Below are 5,349 nucleotides of genomic sequence, written 5' to 3'. Positions count from 1 at the left end.
GCCGCAACCTGGCATTCGCTGCGCTCAATGCCAGGTTGCGGCCACCGGCCCGGCGAGGAGATCGACCGACCGCTGGGCACCGGCGGCGAACGCCACCCGGTTTGATTCACCATCCCCGGCATGCGGAGCACGGCCTGGCCGTACCCTCGCACAACGGCCTCGTCCCCGGCCGCGGGTGGCTCCCGTCCATCACCTAGGCTCTGGCCTGCCACAGCCGACCGGCGCAAGACGGCATTATCGTAGGATGATAGAAACAACGTCACTGACTTATTGAATCGGGTCCCAGGGGATCGAGTAGACACGCGCCTTGTCCATCTGGACATCCCACGGATCCCCTCACTGCGACAGAAGACTCAGGAGAGCAAGTGAAGGAACAGCACGACCTGATCGTCGACTTCGACCGCAAGGCTGTGGCGCCCGAGAGTGACCTGCTCGAAGCGGCAGGAAGCCAATGGGTCGCGAAAGCCCAGGAGCAGGGCAAGGAGGTCATCTTGGTCTCGTTCGAAGTTCCTGACCGCGAAAAGGACATCGCTGTAGTTGTAGTAGACGGAAGAAGATGGTTGCTCAGCCTGACCGACAACGATTCGGTCTGCGCGACTTCTCACTCGCATGAGGTGCGTTGAAGGGCAGCACGCGACAAGGATCGTGGAGTCGGCCGGTGATTGCTGTGAGGTTGGGCTCTATTTCCCTAGCCTGGAAAGAGCGGAGTCTTTGCCTTGGCCGCTCTTTGCCCTGGCGCCAACCCGGGAACGCTAGCAAAAGGGCGGTCGGAGCCGGGTGTCCGCCTGGGTGGAACAGATGCGAACGGGAAGTCTAGCGCTGCGGGCACCGCCCCGGCGCGGGCGCCTGCGAGGTCTCTTTGGAAACTCCGCGCGCGGTGCGCTTCGAGGCGCACCGCTTGCATAGCCGTGGACAGGAAGCCCGCCGCGACGTTTCCGCTCTCGGCCGGTGCGTCCTGCAAATTGATCTGTTCGACTAGGCGAATGTCCTCGGGCGTAAAAATTCCCGGAGGTAGGATACGGGAGGCAGCGCCGGTGATCTCGAATCCATAAGTAGAACTTCTTGCTCGAATCGTTAGGTGGTATCCGAGGTATTGCCGATCGCTGTCGAACATCATGTCGCCGCGGACCGCGCTGGCAGCGCGGCATACTGCGTTGAGCACCCGAGGAAGGCGGGGGGTCCTGCCAAGACAGGCGACGTAGGCGTCTGCCTTATGGCCCAGCGCTTCAAATATGGGCTGGCCCCCGGGGCCCTCCGACATGGTGATGGTGCCGACGCGTGCATCGGGGTCTATCGTCAAACGGCCGTCTCCTCCGAATTCGCGATTATGACGCCTCTGTAGTTCTCGATATTGGGCATTGCTGAGCAAGACCTCAGGTACCCTGCCGCCCAGTTGAATGACTCGAGCATCGGGATTGCTTTCTAGGATGATCTCCGGCGCGGTGTTGCCGCCCCCGCCCTTGCCGGCGACCATCCACGTCTCGGCGATGGAGGGATCGAACCGACCATCGCTCACCTCATCGCCGAGCAGTACCTTTCCCGGCGCCACTGCCCGGCACCGATCCCAGGCGGCGGTCGCACGCAGGGTTTGGAGTGCGTCTCGGGTTCCGGGAGTGCCTGAATCTTCCAGCAGTGTCAGCAGGCCGGCGTCGTCCAGACCATCGACCACAGTCTGGGCGGTGCCTTCCCGGTCCGGTAGCTCAGCCAGGATCTGCGCCCAGAGCGGAGCCACGGGCCATGGCGTAGCCACGAGGTGTCTGCTGATGGCTTCGAACGCGTCGTGCACCGAGGGGACGCGGGGGGAGCAACCGGGCAAGGCCTGCGGCGCGATGCCTGTGGCGATCAAAGGTTCCCCCTCGACCTCGATCATGACTGGTGCACTTCCGTCCGCCGGTCGTATCTGGACCACTAGCCGGCTCCGATCATCGATCACCAGACTGGCGAGCCCGTCGATGAGAGGTCCGTTGAGGGCCAGAGTGTGCTCCCACAGTCGCAGTGCAGCAAGCGGTAGCCGGTCACGGGGAGCGGCGAACTGATACGGGTCGCCCATGCCGATCTCGCGGAGCTGGCTGACTTGGTCGGCCGCCTGGACCAGACCGCGACTGGGGTCGATGTGCCAGCGTTGCCGGGTGTCGATGAGGAGGCGGGCGGGGTCACGGGCAGCGACGGCGGCGCCGGCACCGATCACGATCGGAAGCCTCGGATAGACCCCCTGCGGAAGCTGGGCGGCCTCGCGCCTGAGATCCGCAAGCGTCTCCCGGCTCCGTATGTCGCGGGCGTGGGCTGCGCGCCGGACCGCCTCGGGGAGTTCGGCTCGGTTGATCAGACGCCCATCGTCGTGACGCCCGGGCATGGGGTATCGGAACCGCTGCGGAAGACGGGCACGCTCCCCGATCTGATCGGTGGCCTCCTCCAGCGAGGGCTGGTGCTTGGCCTGCGTCATCTGGAACCTAGATACCGCCGAGACCTGGGCTCGCCGCCGTTGCGCAGCAAGCGCGGCGACCTCCAGGCTGATTGCGTCCGGAAGCTCCTCGGACGACACTCGATCAGAAAGTTGAATCACGTGATTATCTGAAATGGTGTTGCAGAAAGTTCGAGCCGTCTGACCCTTGGGTAGTGGGACAATCTCTAGCCTTATATTCGGGTACGAGCCGGGAACTTTAAGGTCCTTCAGGGTGAAGACCTCGCTGCTGATATCTTCCGGTTCCACCAGCTCATAGAGAGTGGGGAACTGGCGTACAATGATTTCGAGGAGGGCTTCTTTTGCTTGGCTCAAAGCTGCTTCCAGCCGAGGCGCGAGGCCATCCTGCTCGTGTGGAGCGGGGCCGCGCGGATCAGCGCCCATCCTGCTTACCTCCACTGGCCTGCTGCGTCCCGAGAGTGTGGACTGGCAGGCCGTGATCCTAAACCATTTAAGAGCCTTAGAACAGGGTGCACGCTAGCATGCCGGCGCCATGAGAGCCATCATTCAAGCCCGAAGGCGGTAAAATGACAGCCATGCTGACAGCTCGGACGATGGAAGAGGTTCTTCTCTACCTGGACCTGAACTTCTGTGACTGCTGCAAGGCGCCCGACGGCTTGCGTAGCTGGCGCGAGCAGCGCGGCAGGGCATTGGTCTCGGTACATGCAGGTGGATGCCCGACATGCCACACGACCGCAAGCTTCGAGTTCGAGATTAGAGCGCAGGAAGTAGTGATCCCCCCTGCAATCGGTGGTGCCGTCCCTTCGCAGATCATTGACCCAGGAGAGTTCCTGTGGCTAAGCGACCAGGCTGCCTCAGGAGTTCCCGTCGATATCTCGAGTCTGCCGGACGGGCAGATCACTAACGCCCGTCTTCTCCTTGAGGATGCGGTTGTAGCTCTTGAGGAGGTGCGCAAGTTCATTCCCGATGGGTTTCAACGGGTGCCCGATGAGGCTTTCTTTTCCGCGCGAGGGAAGTCACTTTACAGGAGCTCACCCGAGCGCTTCGATCGAGAGCTGATCGAGGAAAGACTTGATTTCTACCGCCATGGCCTGGCGCAGCTTTCTGTATGATTTCAGGGTCCAGGCGGTTCGGCTCCACGGGGGTCACCGACCAAACTGTGGGAGCTCGCCATGTCCGGGGCATGGCGACTGTGGTCTAACGGCGTGGACCTTTCAGGGGGCCGCGGATGGTCCGGACTGACCGGGAAACGGGCGCGACATCAGCGCCGCAGCAAGAGCAACTGCAGGGGCCGCACTGACGCTGCGCCTACGGAGATGCCGTAGAAGCGTCCCCCCCAAAGGGGTGCCACCCGTAACAGGACTTGTCGCGCTGCTGCGGACGCAGCCAGCGGTCACGTAACGGCACTTCAGGTAGGCTGGCGACTGGCCGAGCGTGTAGAGGTCAGATCCCGGCTTTAAAGGGTCCATAATGAATGACGATGCCACCCGTGTTCTGCCCCTCGCAAGTTGGGGTCATGATCCCAATATAACGAGCACTGCTCCTCTGAGCGATTACTTGGGAATAGCAGGTCAGACTATCCGTGCCATGGTTGCCAGAGGCGAGATCCCTGCACAGAAGATCGGCAAGGATCTCGTCTACTACCGTCCCGCTGTGATGCGCGCCCTGAGCGGGGAAAGAGTGGCCATCTCGAGCGAAGAGATCGTTTGCCCGCTCGAACCTGGCAGGGACCCGAACGTCCTGAAGCTGCAAGATATAGCGGTTCGACTTGGAGTTCGCAGCCGCACTCTGATCAAGGCTCACGAAGAAGGTTTCCTGCCTGGGCTGAAGATCGGCACAAAGACGATCCTGTTCTATTATCCTGCCGTTATCAGGTGGCTCTCTGGACAGAGCCGGAACCTCTTGATCGATCGCGACATAGAATTCTCAGTCGAGGAAGTCGATCAGAGCGATCTCAAGAGCGTGGGCGCCAAATCATTGAGTGAACTCTGGCGCGTCGCTCGTGGCGTGATCGCCAATGCAGCCAATGAGGAAGTGCTGCCAGGATGGCTCAATAGAAGGAAACGTTCTTTTAGCTTCGAAGTCTTTCTACGGCAGTACCGTGCATGCATTGTTCGACTTGTACCAGATGATCCGGCTTTCCGGCTCGCACCAAACTTCGATCAGATACATCAGGTCGTCGATCTACCGGCCGCTTTGCAGGACGGGAGTCATAGCGTCATGCACGGCTATGCGGTGAAATTGGCCACAGGAAAGGAACAGGTATTCTTCTTCTTTCTGCACAGGGACTCTGCCAGCATCTTCGCCGACGCCTCGGCAAAGGCATTCGGTGTCGATAGTTGTAGCCTGGTCCAGGCGGCCTGCGAAGAACGCTTTGAGCCCGACATCGCCCGTAGTGCGACCACTCTCTACCTCAAACGCGACGAAATCGAAACAAGATATTCGGGTTGACGGGGCGTCGGGTAGGTGCAGCGAGGCGACTGTGCAGAGTCGTCGACCTGGCCTGGGGACACTGGAACCGCAAGTGGACGCGGACGCCGGCCTGGGCCTCACTCTCACCGAGAATCAGGCCCACCACCGCATCGCCGTCTGGTCGGCGAGGGGCGCGAGCACAGCCTCGGCCGCGCGATCTGACCGCGCTCGTCGCGGCAGCGCCACTCACCAACATCGCAGCCTGCTCGAGCACAGCTCTTCCCCGTCCACCGCCTCGCTCTCAGCAGGATCCCCGAATCGAGCACAGCTGGCCTGACGCCGCGGTCCGCAACGACACTCACACCATCTCGCTGGACTAACGCAAGCGCGCCCAGTGGCACTCCGTCCCGGCGATCCACAATGAGCCGCCCGGGGGTGAGGTCCACGAACCCGCTCGCGGGAGGGGCCCACCCCACGCCGCGCGGGCGGGGCGGCGACCGCGGGCGGGCGGAACC

At 62.2% G+C, this 5,349-nt stretch carries 4 protein-coding genes; 3 read left to right on the top strand and 1 reads right to left on the bottom strand.

Annotated features, from left to right (window positions below; all coding sequences use genetic code 11):
• Nucleotides 1-365: 365 nt before the first annotated feature.
• Nucleotides 366-623 (top strand): hypothetical protein, encoded by a 258-nt coding sequence (locus tag AB0C84_RS45200; protein ID WP_361078910.1) that lies wholly within the window; start codon nt 366-368, stop codon nt 621-623.
• Between the two features lie 65 nt (nt 624-688).
• Here AB0C84_RS45200 and AB0C84_RS45195 read toward each other — a convergent pair whose 3' ends face one another.
• Nucleotides 689-2,845, bottom strand: a complete 2,157-nt coding sequence (locus AB0C84_RS45195) for a hypothetical protein (RefSeq protein WP_361078907.1) — start codon at nt 2,843-2,845, stop codon at nt 689-691.
• Nucleotides 2,846-2,988: 143 nt separating this feature from the next.
• Between AB0C84_RS45195 and AB0C84_RS45190 the strand changes: the two genes are divergently transcribed.
• Complete coding sequence (locus AB0C84_RS45190) at nt 2,989-3,534, top strand: hypothetical protein (protein ID WP_361078904.1); 546 nt, start codon at nt 2,989-2,991, stop codon at nt 3,532-3,534.
• Between the two features lie 358 nt (nt 3,535-3,892).
• On the top strand, nt 3,893-4,873 hold the full coding sequence (locus tag AB0C84_RS45185; protein ID WP_361078901.1) for a helix-turn-helix domain-containing protein: 981 nt from the start codon (nt 3,893-3,895) through the stop codon (nt 4,871-4,873).
• Nucleotides 4,874-5,349 lie beyond the last annotated feature (476 nt).

This window comes from Actinomadura sp. NPDC048955 (assembly GCF_040649435.1).
Lineage (GTDB): Bacteria > Actinomycetota > Actinomycetes > Streptosporangiales > Streptosporangiaceae > Spirillospora > Spirillospora luteofluorescens.
The sequence above is the reverse complement of the archived record's forward strand: the minus strand, read 5'-3'. Positions and strand labels throughout refer to the sequence as shown.

What these genes read in the sequence shown, in the direction of transcription:
- AB0C84_RS45195 (WP_361078907.1), bottom strand. Translation starts at nt 2,845, where the DNA reads ATGGGCGCTGATCCGCGCGGCCCCGCTCCACACGAGCAGGATGGCCTC.
- AB0C84_RS45185 (WP_361078901.1), top strand. Translation starts at nt 3,893, where the DNA reads ATGAATGACGATGCCACCCGTGTTCTGCCCCTCGCAAGTTGGGGTCAT.
- AB0C84_RS45190 (WP_361078904.1), top strand. Translation starts at nt 2,989, where the DNA reads ATGACAGCCATGCTGACAGCTCGGACGATGGAAGAGGTTCTTCTCTAC.